This window comes from Corynebacterium sp. 239_CJEI, assembly GCF_001055995.1.
Taxonomy (GTDB): domain Bacteria; phylum Actinomycetota; class Actinomycetes; order Mycobacteriales; family Mycobacteriaceae; genus Corynebacterium; species Corynebacterium jeikeium_D.
In genome coordinates, this window is record NZ_JVOW01000026.1 from 1 (window position 1) to 18,674 (window position 18,674).

13 protein-coding genes are annotated in these 18,674 nt (G+C 58.5%); 6 read left to right on the forward strand and 7 right to left on the reverse strand.

Annotation, left to right across the window (positions count from 1 at the left end; genetic code table 11):
• The coding region (locus tag ADB08_RS11510) for a helix-turn-helix domain-containing protein (protein WP_239660036.1) at window positions 1-174 on the reverse strand (174 nt) is incomplete at its 3' end.
• A gap of 208 nt (window positions 175-382) precedes the next feature.
• Complete coding sequence (locus ADB08_RS06790; protein WP_049171989.1) at window positions 383-1,516, reverse strand: Mrp/NBP35 family ATP-binding protein; 1,134 nt, start codon at window positions 1,514-1,516, stop codon at window positions 383-385.
• A gap of 319 nt (window positions 1,517-1,835) precedes the next feature.
• On the opposite strand from ADB08_RS06790, the gene ADB08_RS06795 reads away from it, so the two are divergent.
• Entirely contained in the window at window positions 1,836-2,318 is a 483-nt protein-coding gene (locus ADB08_RS06795) for a general stress protein (RefSeq protein WP_042388577.1), read from the forward strand.
• 43 nt (window positions 2,319-2,361) lie between these two features.
• Here ADB08_RS06795 and ADB08_RS06800 read toward each other — a convergent pair whose 3' ends face one another.
• The gene (locus tag ADB08_RS06800) at window positions 2,362-3,585 is read right to left on the reverse strand and encodes a magnesium and cobalt transport protein CorA (protein WP_049171991.1); all 1,224 of its coding nucleotides are present in this window, start codon (window positions 3,583-3,585) and stop codon (window positions 2,362-2,364) included.
• 43 nt (window positions 3,586-3,628) lie between these two features.
• Between ADB08_RS06800 and ADB08_RS06805 the strand changes: the two genes are divergently transcribed.
• Window positions 3,629-4,384 carry a hypothetical protein gene (locus tag ADB08_RS06805; RefSeq protein ID WP_048732840.1) on the forward strand — a complete coding sequence of 252 codons (756 nt, stop codon included), beginning with the start codon at window positions 3,629-3,631 and terminating at the stop codon, window positions 4,382-4,384.
• A gap of 352 nt (window positions 4,385-4,736) precedes the next feature.
• On the opposite strand, the gene ADB08_RS06810 is transcribed toward ADB08_RS06805, so the two are convergent.
• From ADB08_RS06810 to ADB08_RS06820, 3 genes are all read right to left on the reverse strand, one after another.
• Window positions 4,737-8,405 carry a multifunctional oxoglutarate decarboxylase/oxoglutarate dehydrogenase thiamine pyrophosphate-binding subunit/dihydrolipoyllysine-residue succinyltransferase subunit gene (locus tag ADB08_RS06810; RefSeq protein ID WP_048732838.1) on the reverse strand — a complete coding sequence of 1,223 codons (3,669 nt, stop codon included), beginning with the start codon at window positions 8,403-8,405 and terminating at the stop codon, window positions 4,737-4,739.
• A 103-nt stretch (window positions 8,406-8,508) separates the two neighbouring features.
• On the reverse strand, window positions 8,509-12,327 hold the full coding sequence (locus tag ADB08_RS06815) for an ABC transporter ATP-binding protein (RefSeq protein WP_162837152.1): 3,819 nt from the start codon (window positions 12,325-12,327) through the stop codon (window positions 8,509-8,511).
• A 105-nt stretch (window positions 12,328-12,432) separates the two neighbouring features.
• Entirely contained in the window at window positions 12,433-13,251 is an 819-nt protein-coding gene (locus ADB08_RS06820; RefSeq protein ID WP_224433199.1) for a hypothetical protein, read from the reverse strand.
• 177 nt (window positions 13,252-13,428) lie between these two features.
• Here ADB08_RS06820 and ADB08_RS06825 point away from each other — a divergent pair, with 177 nt between their 5' ends.
• Window positions 13,429-14,250, forward strand: a complete 822-nt coding sequence (locus ADB08_RS06825; RefSeq protein ID WP_222865052.1) for a (2Fe-2S)-binding protein — start codon at window positions 13,429-13,431, stop codon at window positions 14,248-14,250.
• Window positions 14,251-14,448: 198 nt separating this feature from the next.
• Entirely contained in the window at window positions 14,449-15,279 is an 831-nt protein-coding gene (locus ADB08_RS06830) for a hypothetical protein (protein ID WP_049171997.1), read from the forward strand.
• A gap of 28 nt (window positions 15,280-15,307) precedes the next feature.
• On the opposite strand, the gene ADB08_RS06835 is transcribed toward ADB08_RS06830, so the two are convergent.
• On the reverse strand, window positions 15,308-15,862 hold the full coding sequence (locus ADB08_RS06835) for a hypothetical protein (RefSeq protein ID WP_049171999.1): 555 nt from the start codon (window positions 15,860-15,862) through the stop codon (window positions 15,308-15,310).
• Between the two features lie 277 nt (window positions 15,863-16,139).
• On the opposite strand from ADB08_RS06835, the gene ADB08_RS06840 reads away from it, so the two are divergent.
• Window positions 16,140-17,222 (forward strand): S1 family peptidase, encoded by a 1,083-nt coding sequence (locus ADB08_RS06840; RefSeq protein WP_239660032.1) that lies wholly within the window; start codon window positions 16,140-16,142, stop codon window positions 17,220-17,222.
• Between the two features lie 255 nt (window positions 17,223-17,477).
• Window positions 17,478-18,617 (forward strand): trypsin-like serine protease, encoded by a 1,140-nt coding sequence (locus tag ADB08_RS06845; RefSeq protein WP_239660033.1) that lies wholly within the window; start codon window positions 17,478-17,480, stop codon window positions 18,615-18,617.
• Window positions 18,618-18,674: the final 57 nt, after the last annotated feature.

Here is an 18,674-nt window from a genome sequence, read left to right on the forward strand (position 1 = left end):
TCCGGCTTGTCGCGCCCACCGCCTGACAGTTGGTGAGGGTATCCCTAACTCACGTCCAACCGCGCTTGCTGATGCCCCGTTGGCAATGTGTTGAAGCGCAATNGGTTTGATGGCACTGTATTTCGTTCGGCGGGTTTGCTTCACTACTTCTCCTGGTCGAAAGTGGTGATGCATTCACCGCCTGAACCTACCGCACAAATTTTGCCACGAAAGTGTCATAAACCTAGTCAGTAAGTGCACGCAGCCGCTTTGGTGGATGCACCACCGAAAACGCCCACAACACATACGCCCCAGACACCGCAGCCGCAAAAGCAGACGCCCCCTTCCCGGCACCGAAAATACCGGGGAGGGGGCGTCGCTGTGATCGTCGTAAAGCGAAGGCCTACTTCGGAGTCACGCCCAAGCCGAGCGACTTGCCTGCGAGCGACTCGCGACGAACAACCAGCTTGCCAGCGATAGCGTTCAGGGCCTCGCCCGCGCCCGAATCCGGCTTGGACAGGACAATCGGAGTGCCCTTGTCGCCGCCTTCGCGGAGCTCGGTGTCCAGCGGTACCTGGCCGAGCAGCTCGACCTTTCCGCCGGTGATCTGGGTAAGACGACGGGCAACGGTCTCGCCGCCGCCTGTGCCGAAGACCTCCATCTTGGAGCCGTCGGGCATTTCCATCCAGCTCATGTTCTCGATGACACCGGCGATGCGCTGGCGGGTCTGCAGCGAAATGGTGCCGGCGCGCTCTGCGACCTCGGCGGCGGCCATCTGCGGGGTAGTAACAATCAGCAGCTCAGCGTTCGGCACGAGCTGCGCCACGGAGATGGCGATGTCGCCGGTTCCCGGGGGCAGGTCGAAAAGCAGGACGTCCAGGTCGCCCCAGAACACGTCTGCGAGGAACTGCTGGATAGCGCGGTGCAGCATTGGCCCACGCCAGACAACCGGTGCGTTGTCGTCGACGAAGTGTCCGATAGAAATCAGTGACACGCCGTGCGCCTGCGGAGGCATGATCATGTCGTCGACCTGGTGCGGCTTTTCCTCGGAGCCCATCATGTGCGGAATGGAGTGTCCGTAGACGTCGGCATCGAGGACACCGACAGACAGACCCTTCGCGGCCAGCGCGGCGGCGAGGTTCACGGTCACGGAGGACTTACCAACGCCACCCTTACCGGAGGCGACGGCGAACACGCGGGTGCGGGAGTCCGGCTGGGCGAATGGGATCACCGGCTCGGAGGCGGTGCCGCGGACGGCGTTGCGGAACTCGCGGCGCTGCTCGTCATTCATCACATCGGTGGTGACGGTGACGTTGCCAACGCCCTCGATACCGTTCAGCGCCTCTTCGGTGCGCTCGATGATGGTGTTTTTCATGGGGCAACCGGCGATGGTGAGGTAAATCTCCACGGCCACGTCATTGTTGTCCGCCACCGAGATGGACTTGACCATGCCAATCTCGGTAATCGGGCGACGTACCTCAGGATCTTCGACCTGCGCCAGGGCGGTGCGAACTTCAGCTTCAGTAATCGTAGACATTATGTAGTGAATCTTATCGTGAGACCCCGCAAGACAAAGAACTACTGACAAAATCAGTAGTTTGCCGCTTTACGACGGTCACAGCGACCAACCCTTCCGGCAAGAGCGGTGGCGGTGGAATGGGCGGCGGACCAGTCGGTGGAACAATTGCCAATCGTCTGACGTTGTCCTTGATAGAACGCCTTTTGGCGATAGTTTTAGCAATATTTTCAGCAACTGAGTCACCTTTTACTGTGACAACAACTGCAAGGGAACGGTGAGAGTACCGATGGCAAATGGGGAAGCGGGCAGCGGTTGGGGGAGCGGCCGGGAACAGAGCATGAAGTCCCGGTTGCCTCAGCGCCAGGTACCCGAGGGGTGGCCGGTGGGCAGTTTCACCAACTACTCCGACGCGCAGGCGGCGGTGGATTCGCTCAGTGATCGCGATGAGTTCCCGGTTTCCGACCTCACCATCGTCGGTGTTGACCTGATGCAGGTGGAGCGCGTGGTTGGCAGGCTGACCTGGCCGAAGGTGCTCGGCGGCGGCGCGCTGTACGGGCTGTGGATGGGCCTGTTCTTCGGCCTGATTCTGGGGCTTTTCCAGGAGGATTGGGTTAGTCCGCTGATTGTTGGCCTCGGTATGGGCGCCATCTTCGGCATCGTGCTGGCCGCAGTTCCGTACGCAATGCAAAACGGCAAGCGGGATTTCTCGAGCACAACGGAGATTGTTGCCCGTCGCTACGACGTCCTGTGCAATCCCCGCAATGCCGAGCGGGCCCGTGACCTGTTGGCGCAGCGGGCGCTCGGTGGGAATCGCGGGTAGGTTGCTGTATCCGTCGTAAAGCGATGCCTGCCAGAAGCAGTACCTACAGCCACTTGTTGCGGCGCAGGACCCACACCAAAAACGCCACGATGGCAAACATGATGGCGAGGACGATGAAGTAGCCGTACTCCCAGTGCAGCTCGGGCATGTGGTCAAAGTTCATGCCGTAGATGCCGGCCAGGGCGGTCGGGACGGCGAGAATAGCCGCGTACGCCGAGATGGTACGCATATCCTGGTTCTGCTGCAGCTGGATTTTCACGGCGGCGGCGTCGATGAGGGCGGAGAGTCGTTCGTCGAGTCCGGAGACGAGGTCCGCGGCGGCGAGCTGGTGGTCGAGAACATCGGAAAGATAACGGCTGACGTCCTTAGGCATGATGTCTTCCCGCAGATTCATCAGGGAGCGCAGTGCCGGTGTCAGCGGATCGATCGCGTGGCGCATTTCCAGAATCTCTCGTTTGAGGATGTAAATGTCCTCAATATCCGAATCCAAGTTCGGCTCGAAGACTTCGTCTTCCATGATCTCCACGCGATCTTCCAGCTGCATCGCGATGCGCAGGTACGCATCGACGAGATTGTCCGTCAGCGCCCACAGCACGCCCGCGGGGCCGTAGTCGATGGCGTCGGTGGTGTTCTCCACGCGTGCGCTAATGCGCTGCATATCCGAGCTCGGCATGCCCATGCGAATGGTGATGACGTACTCCGGGCCGATAACAATCATCAGCTGGCCGGAGCGAATAATCTCATTTTCGTCATCCGCGAGGCCTTCCGGGGAGTAATGAATCGAGCGAATTACAAAAACCACGTGATCATCGTGGATCTCAATCTTGGGACGCTGGCGGTTAGTCAGTGCGTCCTCCACCGTCAGCTCATCCAGCCCGTAAAGCTCGGCGATGGCGTCCATCTGTGTCGCGTTGGGACGCGACAATGACAGCCACGTGAAGCCCTCGCCAAAATTCCGTACCTCGGACAGCCCGGAGAAGTGGTCGTAGGTGCCGGGCAACCGCTTGCCGCCGATGTAGACGCCGCAATCGCGCAGGGCATCGCGCACCGCCCTCGACTGTCCTGTTCCTGTGCTTGACGACGAGCCGTTGGTGCGCGTCACCTTCGAGACAGCCGACTTCGCTGCGGATTTAGCCGCATTCGTCGCCCGAGCGGTTTTACCGGGTTTTGCTGTGGCCGACGGTTTTGGGCTTTGACTGGCCGAGCTAGTTCGCGGATTGCGAGCCTTCGCCGAAGCGCTGATGTTGCGGCTTTTCTCTTCGCCCATTCTGGGTGACCTCACAATCCGTTCGTAGGTTACGCTGGTGTCGATGATTGATTCTAGACGTGCGAACGCCGGGTTCCACTTTCGCATCCGCTCAATGGGGTGCAAGGGTAGCTCCACGGCTACTGCGTGCACTTTTACCGCCCTGGCGTTGGTCACTGGGGCGACGGGGTTCGGTCTTGCCGCATGTTCTGATTTGGATCCGCAGATGCCCGTTCCTCCTGAGCAGGAGGCGGTAGTGACTGTCGGGGCAGACCTACGCAACCCTGAGCAAGCAGCTCTTGCGTACGTGTATGCGCAGAGCTTTGAGAGGATAGGTCGGCAAGCGGAGGTCGTTGGCATTCGCAATGCTGACGACCGGTTGCGGGCCGTACGCAATGAAGCGGTCCTGGTCTCCTTCGGATGCACAGGTGAGCTACTCGGCCTGAGCGACCCTGCGTCGGCGGCTTCACTGGCGGAGGAATACGCGGACGACTCCACCCCGGACAAGCAGTTCAGCGGCGAGTGGCGCGACCGTGTGTACGACGCATTTTCGCGGTCGCTGCCGGGCGAAGTAATGGCCACCGACGCGGGCATGGCACAGGGCTGCGCAGATGTGTCAGCTGACAATGCCGGGGCTGACTTGCCGCAATGGCTTGTGCCTTTCTACGTCAAGCCAGCGCTGGACCGAGATGATCGAGTCCGCGTGCTCAATGAAATTGCGGGTTCGCTGAGCACTGAGGACTTAAAGCTGATGACCCGGGCTGTGGCTGGTGGCGCCAGCCCTGAGTTGGTCGCTCAAGAGTGGCTGGACAAGGCGTAGTCGGGGTGGCGGGGGCTAGTTGTGGCGGTATCGGACGTGTATCTGCTGTTGGCTGCCGCCAAGTTTGTTGATTAACCCATGAATGCGGGCTGCAAATGTGAAACTGTGCGAGTTTATGACACTTTCATGCCATTTTTCGGGACATTTTTGTCATAAACGTAGTCAGTAACTCGCATTGAGGACTAAGTAGTAAATGGTGCCGACCCGGTGGCACGCCGACCGGACACGCTTTTTGACTATTCGCCCTTGATGCCTGGCAACGATCGCCCAAGCAACAGGAAAGGGGCTCCAACCGTTCGGTTGGAGCCCCTTAGCGTTTACACGCCAACTGGCGAAGACCAGTCAATGAGACCTACTTGAGAGCCTCTTCCAGCAGAGCCTTCTCCTCAATCTGGTGGACCTTAGCCACACCAGTTGCGGTGGAGGACTGTGCACGGCGGGAAACGCGGGTCAGCTTCGGCATATCCGGCAGAACCTCTGGGAGGTTCAGTGCCAGGAACGGCCATGGACCCTGGTTAGCCGGCTCGTCCTGAACCCAGCGGACTTCCTCAAGATCCGGGTAGGACTCGAAGATGTCGCGGAGGCGGTTGTGCGGCAGCGGGTGCAGCATCTCCAGGCGAGCGATTGCAAGATCGTCGCGCTTGTCCTTCTTACGCTTCTTCTCCAGCTCCCAGTAGATCTTGCCGGAGCAGAGCAGCAGGGTCTTGATGCCGGACTTGTCCTTGGACTCGAAGTTCGGGTCATCGATGACCGAGCGGAACTTGTTCGGGTTGGTGAAGTCCTCGACAGCAGACGCTGCCATCTTGTTGCGCAGCATCGACTTCGGCGAGAACACAACCAGCGGACGGTGCAGGTCGGACAGGACGTGGCGACGCAGCAGGTGGAAGTAGTTAGCCGGCTCGGACGGCTGAGCAACGGTGTAGGAGCCCTCGGCTGCGAGCTGCAGGAAGCGCTCGATACGTGCCGAAGAGTGGTCCGGGCCCATGCCCTCGTAGCCGTGCGGTAGCAGCAGAATCAGCTTGGAGGTCTGACCCCACTTGGCCTCGCCGGAGGAAACGTACTGGTCAATGGTGGTCTGAGCGCCGTTGGCGAAGTCACCGAACTGTGCTTCCCAGAACACTGCTGCGTCCGGGTTACCCAGGGTGTAGCCGTACTCGAAGCCCATGCCTGCGTACTCGGTCAGAGCCGAGTTGTAGATCATGAAGCGACCACCGTTCTTGGACTTACCGTAGGCGTCGATCGGGTTGTATTCCGAACCGTCCTCGGAGTCAATCAGAACTGCATGGCGAGAGGTAAAGGTACCGCGGCGGACATCCTCACCTGCGAAGCGGACGTCGATGCCAGCACCGGTGAAGGAGCCGATTGCCAGCAGCTCGGCCATACCCCAGTCGATGCCACCTTCCTGAGTCATCTCCGCGCGCTTCTTAGCGACCGGCGCAACACGCGGGTGAATCTTGAAGCCCTCAGGGAGGTTGACGTAGGACTGACCAATCTCGACGATTTCAGCCTTGTCGATGCCGGTCTTGAGACCGTGCGGCAGCGGCTGAGAACCGGCGATACCGGTCTGCTCGCCCGGCTTTGCGTCCTGAGCTGCGCGAACCTCGTTGAAGACCGCTTCCATCTGGTCGTGGAAGTCTCGGCGTACTGCTTCGTACTCTTCCTCGGAGATGTCACCGCGACCGATGAGGTCCTCGGTGTACTGAGCACGAACGCTTTCCTTCTCGTCGATGATCTTGTACATCAGCGGCTGAGTCATGGACGGGTCATCGGCCTCGTTGTGGCCGCGCTTGCGGTAGCAGACCAGGTCGATGAAGACGTCCTTGCCGTAGCGGTTACGGTACTCAACAGCCAGCTGGCCGACCCAGACGACAGCCTCCGGGTCGTCACCGTTGACGTGGAAGACCGGGCAGCCGTATGCCTTGGCGATGTCGGTTGCGTAGTAGGAGGAACGACCGGAGTCCGGCGAAGTGGTGAAGCCAATCTGATTGTTCACCACGATGTGGACGGTACCGCCGACCTTGTAACCACGCAGGGACATGAGGTTCAGGGTCTCCTGGACAATGCCCAGGCCGGCGAAGGATGCGTCACCGTGCAGCAGCAGCGGCATGACGGAGTAGCCCTCTTCGCCCTTGTTGATCTTGTCCTGGCGTGCACGAGCAAGACCCTCAACGACCGGGTTGACGGCCTCGAGGTGGGACGGGTTCGCAGTCAGGGTGACGTCAATCTCGCCCTCGCCGAACATCTGGATGTGACGGCCAGTAGTACCCAGGTGGTACTTGACGTCACCAGAACCGCCGACCTGTGCCGGGTCGATGTTGCCTTCGAACTCGGTGAAGATCTGGCGCAGTGGCTTGCCGACGATGTTTGCGAGCACATTCAGTCGACCGCGGTGTGGCATACCGATGACGACCTCATCCAGGCCAGCACCAGCAGCGGTGTCAATGGCGGAGTCCATCAGCGGAATCAGCGACTCTGCGCCCTCAAGGGAGAAGCGCTTCTGGCCGACGTACTTGGTCTGCAGGAAGTTCTCGAATGCCTCAGCGGCGTTCAGCTTCTGCAGAATGTACTTCTGCTCAGCGTGGGACGGCTTTGGCTGGCCGCCCTCAATGCGCTCTTCCAGCCACTCGCGCTCTTCGCGGTCGAGGATGTGAGCGTACTCGGAACCGACCTTGAGGCAGTATGCGTTCTGCAGGCGCGAGAGAACTTCGCGCAGCGTCATCGTCTCCTTGCCGCCGAAACCACCGACGTTGAAGGTACGGTCCAGATCCCACAGGGTCAGACCGTGCTCCTCAATATCGAGGTCAGCGTGGTTCGGAGCGGAATCATTCGGCTGGTCAGAACGCAGCGGGTCGATATCAGCCAGCAAGTGACCGCGGGAGCGGTAGGCCTCAATCAGACGCATAACGCGGGTGTTCTTGTCGATACCCGTGTTCGGCAGATCCTGTGCCCAACGGATTGGGGTGTAGGGGACGCGCATGGTCTGGAAGATGTGGTCCCAGAACTTGTCGTCGACGAGCAGGTTGCTCATCGTGCGCAGGAACTCACCGGACTCTGCACCCTGGATAATGCGGTGATCGTAAGTAGAGGTGATGGTCACCAGCTTGCCGATGCCCATCTCTGCCAGACGGTCCGCGGAAGCACCGGCGAACTCAGCCGGGTAATCCATGGAGCCGACACCGATAATCGCGCCCTGCCCCTTGGTAAGGCGCGGGACGGAGTGGCGAGTACCGATACCGCCCGGGTTGGTCAGGGAAATGGTGACGCCCTGGAAGTCCTTACCGGTCAGCTTGCCGTGGCGAGCACGAACGACGATGTCCTCGTAGGCGTCGACGAACTGCTTGAAGGTCAGGGTTTCACACTCGCGGATAGCAGCAACTACGAGCGAACGAGAGCCGTCCTTAGCTGGCATATCAATGGCCAGGCCGAGGTTAATGTGCTCCGGGGTAACCAGAACTGGCTTGCCGTCAACCACCTTGTAGTTGTTGTTCATGTCCGGGTGGAGCATGACAGCCTTCACCATGGCGTAACCAATGATGTGGGTGAAGGAGATCTTGCCGCCGCGGGCGCGTGCCAGATGATTGTTAACCAGGGTGCGGTTTTCAAACATCAGACGTGCCGGCATATCGCGAACCGACGTAGCGGTCGGCATCTCCAGGGAGACATCCATGTTCTTAGCGATAGCCCGTGCGACGCCCTTCAGAGGCTCCTCGCCGGATTCAACAGCCGAAACCTTGGCTGCTGCATCCATTGGGGACTTCTTTGGCTTCGGGGACGCCGGCTTGTTCGGGGTCTTAGTGGGTTCGACTCCCTTGGATTCACGACGTCCGGTTGCCTTAGCTTCCTCCTTCGTGGCTGCTGCTGGCTTTGCCATATTGGAAAGGTCCTCGCCCTTTTGGGACGGGGTGTGGGTTGCGAAGAATTCGCGCCATTCCTGACCCACAGATTGTGGATCCTTCTGGAATTGCTGGTACATCTCGTCGACCAGCCATTCGTTCTGGCCGAAGCTCATGTCGCTGCTCACGGCAGGTACTCGCCTCTTTTCGTCTTAGTTTTACTAACTCACGTTTATTCTAATTAGCGCAAGTGTCAAAGTGTCATTCAAGGATAACGAAAATTCTGAATTACTACACCGTCGCGCTCCCCATATGGTACTTGCTCCAAAGCTCTGCGTATTGGCCACCCGCCGCTAGGAGCTCGTCATGGGAGCCGTCCTCGACAATACGCCCGTGGTCAAGTACCAAAATCCGGTTGGCCCGAGCCGCTGTAGCCAGGCGGTGGGCCACAATAATTGCCGAGCGTTGACGCGACGCACGGTCAGTGGCTTCAAGGATTGCCGACTCTGTTGCAGGGTCGAGTGTCGCGGTGGCTTCGTCGAGAAGCAGCAGTTCAGGACGCATCATTTCGGCACGAGCGAGTGCGATGAGCTGACGCTGTCCGGAGGAGAGCCCTCGGCCATCTGGGCCGACGGGGTGGTGGAAGCCACCGGGCAGGCTGGCAATGGTGCTGAGGGCACCGACGTTTTTCGCGGCCTGCTGAATTTCAGCATGACTGCTGTCCGGTAGACCGTAGGAAATATTTGTTGCTACTGTCCCCGAAAACAGGTGTGATTCTTGGGGGACATAGCCGAGGGTGCGTCGCCAATCGTTAAGAGGGAAGTCGCGGATGTCAGTTTCGGAGGCTCGCACCACACCGTCAACTGGATCGTAGAACCGAGCAAACAACTTAATGATTGTTGATTTTCCGGCGCCGGTGGATCCGACAATTGCGACTGTTTCTCCGGCAGGAATCTGCAAATCGAGAGCATCGAGAACCTGCGGGCGTTCGTGCTCAGAGTCGGCGGCGGGGTAGGAGAAAGTTACCTTGTCTAAGCGCAGGTCGCCAGCAGCTGCGCGGGACGCGCCGTCAGTAGTACCGTGATCTGGCATGGGGGCGGTCTGTAGGAGGTCATCAATGCGATTGAGGCCGACCTTCGCCTGCTGGTAGCCGTCGAAAACATGGGACAGCTGCTGAATCGGGCCAAAGAGCATTCCTAGGTACAGCGTGAAGGCGACGAGTACGCCGGGTGTCGTGGTTCCCGAAGCAACCTGTTGGGCACCGACAGCCAATACCGCGGCTGTTGCCAACTCAGAGACGAAGTTGATGCCGGGGAAGAATAGAGCCACGGCCAGCTGTGCTCTCTGACGAATTGCGCGGTACTTGTTGGATTCCTCGGCAAAGGAAGATTCGATATCGGCGACGCGGTGGTACATCTGAATCTCGCGAAGCCCACCAATAGTCTCCTGAAAATCAGCGTTGACCAAGGAGAGCTGCTCTCGCGCAGCCTTGTATAGGCGCGAGGAGATCCGGCGGAATACCAGAGTGGACACCACAATGATGGGAAGCGATGCCAACGCCACCGCGGCGAGTGACACCTGTGTGGCAAGCAACAGCGCCGTGACACCGAGCAGAGTAAACGCGGCGATTGCCCCCTCTGCCAGTCCCGTTTGCAGGAAAGAGGAGAGCGCATCGATGTCGGTTGTCATCCTCGTCATGATGGCGCCCGAGCGATTGGCCTCGAAGTAGTTAATGCCAAGCGACTGCAGGTGACGGTAGCAGCGCACACGCAGGGCATAGAGCAGCCGCTCACCAGTGCGCGCAGTAATAACAGCATTTGTGGCTACGGCAAGCCAACTGATGAGGACCGTCGCCAAGCCACCTGCGGCGCAGGCCCACAGCACGGCCTCATTGTGCTCACTGATGCCGTGGTCAATGGCGTAGCGCACGAGCATGGGGAACGCCAGATCGGCAACGGCAATGAGGGCGAGCAGCGCGATGACACTTATAAATAGGCCGCGGACATAGGAGAGCAGCCGGCGTAGAGAAAAAAGCTCGGAGTTGTCGAGTGCCGCAGCGGGCACACGCGGTTTTTCGGTAGCGGGTGGGAGGTTTCGCACACGCTCGAGAAGCTCAGGCGTCGCAGGAGCATTGGCGAGAGCCGCCCCCATGCCACCACGACCGCCGCCGCGGCCACCTGGACCGCCTCCGGCTCGGCCAACCCCGCGGCTCATTTGAGAAGTGGCACCTCCGGGAAGCCGCGCAGCGGTGTCTGGCGTGGAGTTGTCGGAGGTTGGCGCGGTTTCGTCGGGCCAGAGTTCCTCGGGGCTGGGGTCCTCACTGCCAATGGGGTCGAGAACGAGGTTTTCGATTTCGGGGTAGGCGTTCTGGTCGATGTCCATCAGCTCGGTGAAGCGCGGATGAGAAGCAATCAGTTCGGCCTTGGTGCCAATGCCAGTGATGGCACCGTCTTCGAAAATGGCGATGTGGTCCGCCTGCTCGAGAGTGGAAGATCGATGCGCCACGATGACGATAGTCGTATCCGCCAGCTGTGAGGTCAGCGCGCTGAAGATTTCCAACTCTGTCGCGGCATCGATTGCTGAGGTCGCGTCATCGAGAACCAAAACCCGAGGACGGGCGAGGAATGCCCGTGCTAACGCCACGCGTTGAGCTTGTCCGCCGGAGAGATTATGCCCGCGCTCACCGATGGCTGTGTCCCACCCCTGAGGCAGGTCGTCGACGAAGTTGACCTGGGCGGCGGTCGCTGCGGCGTTAATCTCTTCCTGGGACGCCGCGGGATTGGCGAATGCGATGTTCTCACGCAACGTGCCCGCAAATAGATAAGGAGTGTCCGGAACGACAGTAATAGCGTCATACACATCGCTGGAGAGAATGCGCGCCGTATCTGTGGATGTGCCGTGGCTGGGCGCATCGATAGTGATGGTTCCCGAATCCGGCAGATAGTGACGGCCGAGTAACTCCGTGGCGATAGTCTTTCCGGACCCCGGTGGGCCAATCAACGCTAAGGTCGCCCCTGGCGCGACGGAGAATGAGACATCGTCGATAAGCGTGCGTCCGCCACGGCTGTGGGTGACGTGGTTGAAGCTGATGCCAACGGGGCCGTCGGGGAGAGGAAGCGCGTCGGTGGGTTCGGGGTTGTCTGGTCGGGCGTCGATGACATCGGAAATGCGGTCGATGCTTGCCGACGTCAGATGTATCGAGATGACCATGTTGGAGACCAGACGCGACAGGGCAGTCAGGCTGGTGAGATACGTGGCAAAAGCTACGAACGTGCCTAGGGTGATGTGTCCGTTAATCGCGAGCCAGCCACCGACCGCGATATTTCCGACGAGGGACAGTTGCGGCAACGACTGCAGCGCCGGTTGGAATCGAGCGCTGAGTTTTGCCGCTCGCAGGCGTAGGGAATAGAGCAGCGACGAGTTACGCTCCATCTTCGCAACTTCGTTGTCACCCTGCGCAAACGCCTTGACAACGCGGATGCCGGAAACGGTTTCCTCGACTTGTCCGGCGATCTCGCCTGCTTGCTGTTGGGCAGCCCAGGTTGCGGCATGGAGTTTGTCACGCGAATTCACCGCAATGTAGACAATCGCTGGCACGACGGCGAGGCCGACCAGTGTCAGGGGCAGCGAGAGGGCGAGCATGATGCCGATTGTGATGAACAGCTTGACGACGGATCCCAGCGTCAACGGCAACATCGCCAGTAGTCCGGACACTGCCTGGAGGTCAGAAATTGACCGTGACACAACCTGGCCGGTGTTGACTCGGTCTTGTGCTGGACCATCGAGGTTTTGTAGGGAGCGAAGGATCTTTAGTCGCAGGTCGTGCTGAACATCAATGGAGAGTTTGCCGGAGAAGAATCTGCGCCCCATCTGGGCGACGAAGCGTACTAACGCGATGGTCAGAAATACAGAAATGACTGCCTGCAGGGGAGTTAGGGAAGGCAGTAGGCGTGCGGGGACACCGCCATCGGAAGTGCCCGTTGCCACATCAATGGCATCTCTAGTGAGAAGTGGAAGTACGGACTCCAGCCCGACAACGATTAGCGCTGCGACAACGACACCATAGAGCGGTAGTGGCCTGTGAAGAGACTGTTTCCACAAGAACTTCATGGGAGAGGTTCTGAGGGGTTTGCTCTGGGCCATGGTGGGTACCGCTCTTCCATTGAAAAACGTCGCTGAAGGGTAAGTCGCTGAAGGGTAATCGGGTAAGAGGAACTACTTATTCTTCTTTTTCTTCGGCCACTTCAGCGCCGAGGGGATAGAGAACCTCGATGACCTTGAGCCCTTCTTCGAGTCCTCAGAGGTGTTGGATTTAGCCGGTAGCTTTCGTTCAAAGTCCGACCAATCCTGGGGAAGCGGGCCCAGAGATGCGCGAGTGGAGCTGATAAGAATGCCACCGAGCTTGCGATTGGCGGAGGCCCCAACCACGGCGCCAATTCCAAATGGCAAAATCTTACCGATGATGGCCAGACGAGCGTTCTTCATCAAGCGCTTGCGTGCCTCGCGAATCAGCAGGCGGTTTGCTGCACCCAGCTGCGGAACACCAAGCCGTGGCAGTAGAGAATTCACGGAAGTTTTGGTCTGCTTCCGCAGCGATTCCTCGCCAAGCAGAGAGGCCATAATAGCTGTCCCCTCAGAACCACTCATGGCCGCAAGAATCAGCGTGCGACGGCGTTGCGGATCGGTGATGTCAATATTGCGCAGGGTTGCTGAGGCCAGTGTGTACCAGGCTGATGCTTCCAGAAACAGCAGCGATTCACCGGTAACCGCAGCCAAGCCCGTGATCATGCCGACGCCGGGAAGAACCGCACTGCCGCCGGCGGCACCACCGGTTCCGGTGACCAGGTTGAGGTAGTGGGAATCAATACGTTCCTGTACCTGCGCCGGAGTTTCATCTTTTTTTCGCTTGTGTAGGGAACTGACGTACCCGGTGATGGCAGACGACTGCCAGCTCATGGTCTTATCCAGGGTTTGGATAAGAAGGGTTCCCAGTTTTCCGGCATCACGTTCGATCGCTTCGGGGGTTGAGTTCACCGCATCAGTTACTGTGCGAGTTGAATCCTTCTTCGTCTTTTGGAACAAAGTAGTAGACCTCCTAAACGGGTCCGTTGAGAGCCATATGCCCATATAAACACTACTGAGCTGTGGGGAAATTCCGTAGTCGGTGGAAAAATAGACAGGTGTACGGCGATTAACACAGTCGATAGAAGGATGAGACTGGTGAACGATGTCACGCGGGGTGCCGCATTGCCTCCCGAGTACTCCCAGCTTTTGGCGGACTTTCCTCGGTTTTCCGCAGATGTCACGCCTCACGACGGCGCTGCGGAGTGGCACCTTTCTACCGAAGCTGTAGCCGCCGGAATTGAGGCTGGGAGAAAGCTGTTTCCCATGCCCGAGGTTGAGGTGGATACCCGTTTCCAGGCCCAGTTGTGGTGGTGGTCCATGTGCGGAGCATTGGTAGGGCCATCGCTGGCATGCGTGTTGGTGTCCGATCGAGTTCCAGTGTGGCAGTGGTCTTCTTGGCTCACATTTCTTCGAGATGACTATTGGGTTGGGTTCCAAGCTCAACAGTTTGAAAGCATTTCCGCTGAGGATGCGGATGAGCTGAAGGATTCCGGCGAAGCACTGGCTCATTTCTTGGAGCCGTTGGCTCAGGTTGTTGGAGAAGTCGGGGAAATCAAGCCTGCCCCTCTTTGGGCCGTGGCTGCCGATGCCGTAGCTAACGCCGCAATATCCGCCGGTAATGAGCTGATGGAGCCCTGGCGTGGAGCGCTTATTGGCAAACATGTCGTTGAGGGAATACAGCGAGTACATCGGGTCCCTCTTCCTCGTTTCATGGATTCCTGCGGAGGCGAGGTGCGCCCCTGGGATGAAGCCGCTGCTGAATCGGGAGAAGAACCGGACTTCGATGTAGTTACTCACCTGGAGAGAGCTACTTGCTGCATGATTTATCACAGCCCAGATGCCGATCTGTGTGTCTCCTGTCCAAAACGTTCTCGTGAGGAACGCCATCAACTCTGGGCACGCTACTGAGCGCTCTGTTTTCGAGAATCGACAGCTGGCGGCCTGCCCCTCAACCGACCGCGTTGGCGGCTTTGCAGCAGCACGCACGCTGCCGGCGCGATCTTTCCCAGCAATTGCCGGGGGCATGAGGCACCCCATGATTGCGCGTTTGTCGCTACGATTGGCTGCGGGTAGAGGCCAATTATCTTTCAAGGGAGGATTCCACCCATGAGCTTTTTCGAGCAGATTGCTGCGGCACTGGACCGCGAGGGCATTGAAAGCCGTGTCAACGATGACACCCTCTTCGTCCCCATTACCTCTGACCTGGAGGTTCAGTTCGTCACCATTGATGAGGACATCCCGGCTGCCGAAGTTTACGTAGCCGCTGCCGATGTGGATGATGAGGACGACGAGTTCGAAGCTGTTCTGGTCTCCGCTGTATTCTCCGTCGAAGACGCCGTCGCGGCAGTCGCCCACCATGTAGCTACTGACCAGGTTGTTGGCCTGCTGCGCACTCTGCTCGATGGTGATGATGACCGCATTGCTGACCTGGAGTTTGAACAGGACCCCGAAGAGGCAACCTTGGTCACCTCCGAAGTTGGTACCTCCTCGTTGGTCCAGGTTTTGGTAACTGCCCACAACAACGAGCCCAGCGCACACGTCCGCTTCATCTCTCAGGACGCGAACTTGGACGACATTGTCGACCAGGCCATCGCAGAGTTCTGGGACTCGGACACCGAAACGGTTCTCACCGATGATGACCGTCGCAAGATGTTCGCTGACCTCTACTCTGACATCCAGACCTTGCGCAATGAGGTTCTGACGCTGGGCACCTTCAAGGACTTTGACAAGCTGATGGATGTCCTTGCGCTCGTGGTAGACCGCGCAGAGGAATGGGAAGATCAGCTGGCACCCGTCGATGACGGGTACGCGGAGTATATCTACTCTGATCACGTTGCCTCCTTGGACGGGGATGATGACGATGACGACGATGATGACCTCTATGACGATGGCGACTATGACGACGAGGACGACGAAGAAGGCGACGACAGCGAGTAGCTGTACTGTGGCAGCACTGGGACCAGTACTAAGCCGCTGATGGGCGAGAAGAAAAGAGCTCGTTAGGACACGGCAGTGGCCGCGCGTCCCTGGTGCCAATCCAGCTATAACGGCGCCCGGGGAGTGCGAGGTCAGTGCCGTTTTCGTGTATCTTGCTGCAGTCCTGCGCACGATGGAGTGCCTCAGCCACAGCCCGAGTACGTCGGCGGTTTTCTTCCCGCGTCCGATTCGAACCGCCAATTCCGCGGAGGACTACCTCCGATGAGGATTCCACCTTGACGGAAACGGAGTACATGAACATGGGCACATCCTTCAGGATGAAGTATTCCGCGTGCACGTCGGCAAGCTGGGAGACCAGTGCGCGAGGAAGCGCTATCCGTGACGCGCGGACGGTGACCACAGGCCCGTCGGGAAGCGAGAAGGTGTGATCTAGCGCGCCGGGCGAATGCCTACGGCCGATGGTGGGGTGGCAGAGGATTGTGCGGATGAGGTCGAGGTCTTCGAAACATTCTGCACGGTAGGTAGCGGAAAGTGGGGGAAGAGCTAGGCGGCGATGAATGGGAAACTCGTCTGCTGTGTTCATGGCTCACAAGTTATCGAACACCCCGGACTCACATTTTCGAACATATAGAACTAATGTTCGAGATATGTTTAGCATCAATTGGCTACCCAAGTGGGGGTAGTCAATTGGCTAGGTGCCTGGTGTTATTGCAGGGACATGTGGGGTTGTGGAAACGATTCGATAACGACTTTTGTAAAAGTCCAAGAGTCTGAGAAAACGCTATTTCTGGGGGTGGGGTGGTGGATTAGTGTGGGGGATGGTCCTAAAGGAAAACTAAAAATTTGAAAGATTCGTCTCAATGAAGCACGCAAGAAGTCGAATGGCGGTATCGGCTTTCGCAGCACTTTTGTCCTTGGCAGCCCCGGTCGCGGCACATGCTGTCGTGGTTGGTCCGGGTGACCCGATTCGAACTCCCATGGAGGGAAGTCCGTGGGATGGGTATCGAAATATCAACTCGCCGATGTGTTCGGCGGGTGTTCCGGGAACGGTGACGGACCGCAATGGGGAAAAGCATCGGGTCATGTTGACCGCAGGGCACTGCGTGAATGATGCTCCGGATGTGGGGCTGCCAATCGTCACTGGTGAGGTGTATGTGCCGACCACCGAAGGCGATAAGCGCATTGGTACGACAGGTGCTCACCGTTGGGAAGTGCCGCAGGAAGATGCCGGACTGGAGTCGTTGCCGGCGGCCTTTAATGGCGCGGACTATGGGGTAATCAACCTTGATCCGGACGTAGAAACTACCGGCGCAAGTTACTCCATCGATGAAAATGGTCAGAGCTACGGGGAGCCTGTAGCGATGACTGGCATTCAGGACAATGAAGACCTGCCGCGTGGCGAAGTCTCCTTCGATAATTTTGGCAAACCTATCTGTAAGGACGGCATGCGTACTGGACGTGCCTGTGGCTATCAGGTATTTCGGGCTCGAAACGGCATTTGGACGGTTGGTATTGGCGTTGACCATGGTGACTCCGGCGGAAATGCCTATGATCCGACCACTAACGAAGTTATTGGCGTAAATTCGATGACCTTCGGTCCGGTCTCGCGTGTGATGCCCGCGGATATTGCCATTCAGGAGGCCTACGGCATTCCCGATGGTCAGGTAAATGACCACTTCGAGGTATCGGATTCCACGGCTCAGCGCGACTCCTCCTACCGCACCCTCAATGAGGATATGGCGGCGGATCAGGAGTATGCCCGGGCGCAGGATTCGCAGGCTTCGCAGGAAGCTTCTGTACCGCAGTTAGCTGATCTTGTGGACCAGCTGCCGCAGTCACCGCAGCTCCCTGAACTGCCACAATCGCCCCAATTGCCACAATCGTCACAGCCGTTTGAGCTGCCTCAATTGGCAGAAATTCAGCTTCCAAGCTTTGAGGGCTAGCACCAGTCTGAGAATCTGACAAAAATCACCCCCGAACCGTTAAGAGAGCCAGAATCATCCAAGGCGGATGGTTCTGGCTCTTGCATTGCTGTTGAACAAACCTTTTGATGTGTAATGCGCGTGCCGTGAAGGCGAATGAACGGTTCCTCGACTGAGAATTTCACCCTAGGTTCCATTTTTGGAGAGCTTTGTAAAGGTGTCCCTAATACACTGAGTGGGACAAGTTTTCTGTACAGAAATGGAGTATCGCACACTATGGCCAGTTCAAAGAAGGTCGCCACACTCACGGCTGCACTGTCGGTAGCTGCGGGTGGCTTTGTGCCCGGAATCGCGGTAGCTGAGGCTGCACCGGCAAACTCGGATGTTGTCATCGGCCCGGGCTCGCCGTTGCGAATGCCGTTCCCGAGCAGTAAGAACATCGACGGACGGCATGTTCAGTCCCCGATGTGCTCTCTGGGAGTTCCCGGCACCGTTGTGGATCAGAATGGCGTTTCGCATCGTGTCATCATGACTGCCGGTCACTGTGTTGTGGCGAAGGATACTGAAACCGGCGAAGAGGTCACCGGCCAGTTCTTCATCCCAACCAAGGACGGCGACAAGCTGGTCAACAAGGACTACATGGGCACCGATATCATGCCGGAAGAGGGTGACTTCGACGAAAACACCACTATGCCGGAGTTCTTCAACGACCTCTTCAATAGCGGTGACTACGGCATCATTGAGGTTCAGGACGACATCAAGACCACCTCTATGTCCCACTCTGTTGATGAGTTCGGCAACGTCCACGGCGAGCCGGTTCAGATCGTCGGTATCGAGGACAAGCGCACTCTCGAGCCGATGGAGATTTCTGTCGACAACTTCGGTGAGCCTGTGTGCACCGACGGTTCCCGTACCGGCCGTGGCTGCGGCTTCCAGGTCTTCCGAGTCCGCAATGGTGTCTGGGCTATCGCTCCGATTGACCACGGCGATTCGGGCGGAAACGCTTTCAACCCGGAGACTCGCGAGGCCATTGGCGTTAACTCCATGGGCATCGGCCCGCTGAGTCGCTTCCAGCCGATTGACGTTGCTCTTGAAGAGCAGTACGACATCCCGGACGGCCAGGTCAACGAGCGCTTCAAGGTAGAGACCTCCACTGAACCGCAGTCCGAGTTCCGCACGATTGACGAGGACTCCCAGTACACCAAGCAGCACGTCCCACAGGAAGAGCCGGATTTGGGTCCGATTGGCGAGCTGCTTCCAGAGGGCGTCGAGGTCCCGCCGGAGATTGCCGACATTATCTCGGAGAGCCCATCTCTCCCGGAGCTGCCGATTCCGGAGCTGTCTGGTGCGACCGCTCAGGCAACGCAGGCAGCCAGCAACATTTCCTCGCAGGCGAACCTGCCGAGCCTGTTCTAATCAGGTCACCGCAGTCTCGTAGATAGGGCGTTCGCTTTACGACGCTCCGTCCAACCC

Coding starts and splice junctions, on each gene's coding strand:
- ADB08_RS06790 (WP_049171989.1), bottom strand. CDS start 1,516: ATGTCTACGATTACTGAAGCTGAAGTTCGCACCGCCCTGGCGCAGGTC.
- ADB08_RS06795 (WP_042388577.1), top strand. CDS start 1,836: ATGAAGTCCCGGTTGCCTCAGCGCCAGGTACCCGAGGGGTGGCCGGTG.
- ADB08_RS06800 (WP_049171991.1), bottom strand. CDS start 3,585: ATGGGCGAAGAGAAAAGCCGCAACATCAGCGCTTCGGCGAAGGCTCGC.
- ADB08_RS06805 (WP_048732840.1), top strand. CDS start 3,629: ATGATTGATTCTAGACGTGCGAACGCCGGGTTCCACTTTCGCATCCGC.
- ADB08_RS06815 (WP_162837152.1), bottom strand. CDS start 12,327: ATGAAGTTCTTGTGGAAACAGTCTCTTCACAGGCCACTACCGCTCTAT.
- ADB08_RS06825 (WP_222865052.1), top strand. CDS start 13,429: ATGAGACTGGTGAACGATGTCACGCGGGGTGCCGCATTGCCTCCCGAG.
- ADB08_RS06830 (WP_049171997.1), top strand. CDS start 14,449: ATGAGCTTTTTCGAGCAGATTGCTGCGGCACTGGACCGCGAGGGCATT.
- ADB08_RS06835 (WP_049171999.1), bottom strand. CDS start 15,862: ATGAACACAGCAGACGAGTTTCCCATTCATCGCCGCCTAGCTCTTCCC.
- ADB08_RS06840 (WP_239660032.1), top strand. CDS start 16,140: ATGAAGCACGCAAGAAGTCGAATGGCGGTATCGGCTTTCGCAGCACTT.
- ADB08_RS06845 (WP_239660033.1), top strand. CDS start 17,478: ATGGCCAGTTCAAAGAAGGTCGCCACACTCACGGCTGCACTGTCGGTA.